2 protein-coding genes are annotated in these 2,290 nt (G+C 48.6%); both read left to right on the forward strand.

The features are described 5' to 3' along the window. Positions 1–34 precede the first annotated feature (34 nt). Positions 35–1,075 carry a CDP-6-deoxy-delta-3,4-glucoseen reductase gene (locus B7X71_RS15480; RefSeq protein ID WP_293601363.1) on the forward strand — a complete coding sequence of 347 codons (1,041 nt, stop codon included), beginning with the start codon at positions 35–37 and terminating at the stop codon, positions 1,073–1,075. A 51-nt stretch (positions 1,076–1,126) separates the two neighbouring features. Continuing rightward, a partial coding sequence (locus B7X71_RS15485; protein WP_293601362.1) for an acetylornithine transaminase occupies positions 1,127–2,290 on the forward strand: 1,164 nt, incomplete at its 3' end.

Genomic DNA, 2,290 nt, shown 5'->3' on the forward strand with positions numbered 1-2,290 from the left:
GTCACATCGTAACGATTTATTGAAAGGAATGAGAGTGTCTTACCAAGTCACGCTCAAGGCGAGCGGCAAACAATTTACCGTCCAGAAGGATGAAACCCTTCTCGAGGCAGCATTACAGCAGGGCATCACGCTTCCTTATGGCTGCAAAAACGGTGCCTGCGGATCCTGTAAAGGCAAGGTTCTAGAGGGTCAGGTGGAGCACGGCCAACATAGTGCTGCTGCCTTAAGCTCTGCTGATGAGGCCGCTGGCGGCACCTTGTTTTGCTGTGCTCACCCAAAATCTGATCTCCTGATTGAAGCACGTGAAGTTCAGGGTGCTGGCGATATCGCTATCAGAAAGGTGCCTTGTCGTGTGAATGCCATTTCTAAACCCAGTACAGATGTGGCAATTCTGAAGTTGCAACTACCAGCAGCTGAGCGTTTTCAATTTCTGGCGGGTCAGTATTTAGAATTCCTTCTCAAAGATGGACAGCGCCGCGCCTACTCCATTGCCAATGCGCCTGATCAAGAGGGCCCTTTAGAGTTACACATTCGCCACTTGCCAGGCGGACTCTTTACCGACTTTGTCTTTGGCGCAAAAGATCCCGCATTAAAAGAAAAAGATATCCTGCGCTTTGAGGGTCCATTGGGCAGCTTCTTCCTGAGAGAAGACTCCAAGAAACCCATCATTTTTGTTGCGGCAGGCACTGGCTTTGCTCCCATTAAATCCATTGTCGAGCAAATGCAGCTCAAAAAGATTCAACGCCCGATTCATCTGTATTGGGGCGGACGTCGCCCTAGCGACCTTTACCTCGATGCGCTTTGCAAATCATGGGTAAGAGAAATTCCAGACTTCAAATACATCCCCGTTATTTCCGATGCCCTTCCAGAAGATCAATGGACTGGGCGCACTGGCTTTGTGCATCAGGCTGTGATCGCTGACCATGCCGACCTTAGCCCTTACCAGGTCTATGCCTGCGGCGCCCCCGCCATGGTTAACGCAGCCCGCCAAGACTTTTCTTCTCAGTGCAAGCTACCCGAGGAGGAGTTCTTTGCAGACTCCTTTACCAGCGCAGCTGATCTTGCAACAAGCTAGCCCACTAAGCGTGATAATAGAAACCTCATTTGATCTCACTTCGTACACGATATGAATAAGCCAGCCCAATCCGTAGATGCCCACTCAGTGATGTTTATTACTAAGCGACCAGAAGTGATGATGGTTGAGGGTAAGGGCTCATGGCTCACCGATAACAATGGCAAGCGTTACTTAGACTTCTTGCAAGGTTGGGCTGTGAACTGCCTAGGTCATAGCAACCCAGGAATGATTGAAGCGCTCAATGCTCAAGCTAAGAAACTGATTAACCCGAGCCCAGCGTTCTATAACGAACCAATGATTCGCTTATCAAATCTTCTGACAGAGAACAGCTGCTTTAACAAAGTATTTTTTGCTAATAGTGGCGCTGAAGCAAATGAGGGCGCCATCAAGTTGGCTCGTAAATGGGGTCAACTCAATAAGTCCGGCGCCTTTGAAATCATCACCTTTGATCACAGCTTTCATGGTCGTACCTTAGCGACCATGAGTGCATCTGGCAAGCCAGGTTGGGACACCATGTTTGCCCCGCAAGTTCCCGGCTTTCCAAAAGCCGATTTGAATGACTTGGACTCTGTCAAAAAACTAGTCACTGACAAAACAGTTGCAATCATGCTCGAGCCAGTTCAAGGCGAAGGTGGCGTGATCCCCACTACGAAAGAATTTATGCAAAGCCTGCGTAAATTCACTAAAGAAAACAATATCTTGTTGATCGTGGATGAAGTGCAAGCTGGCTGTGGGCGTACTGGAAAACTCTTTGCCTATCAACATTACGGCATCGAACCTGACATCATGACCTTAGGTAAAGGTATCGGTGGTGGCGTTCCATTAGCTGCACTCATGGCAACCGATGCAGTTGCTTGCTTTGTTCCAGGCGATCAAGGCGGCACCTATAACGGCAACCCACTCATGACCGCAGTTGGCATTAGTGTGATCGAGCAACTATTAGCGCCAGACTTCCTGGACTCTGTTCGCACCAAAGGCGAGTTACTGAGCAAAGAACTGCGTGCTATTTCAGCAGAATTTAATTTAGATGGTGAACGGGGTGAAGGCTTATTACGCGCCCTTATGTTGAGCAGTGATATTGGCGCCAAATTAGTTGAGCTTGCTCGCGATAGAGGCCCAGAAGGATTGTTGATCAACTCACCAAGACCCAATCTCTTGCGCTTTATGCCTGCACTCAATGTTTCTGATGATGAAATCCGTCAGATGTGCAATATT

It is taken from the genome of Polynucleobacter sp. 39-46-10, assembly GCF_002282275.1.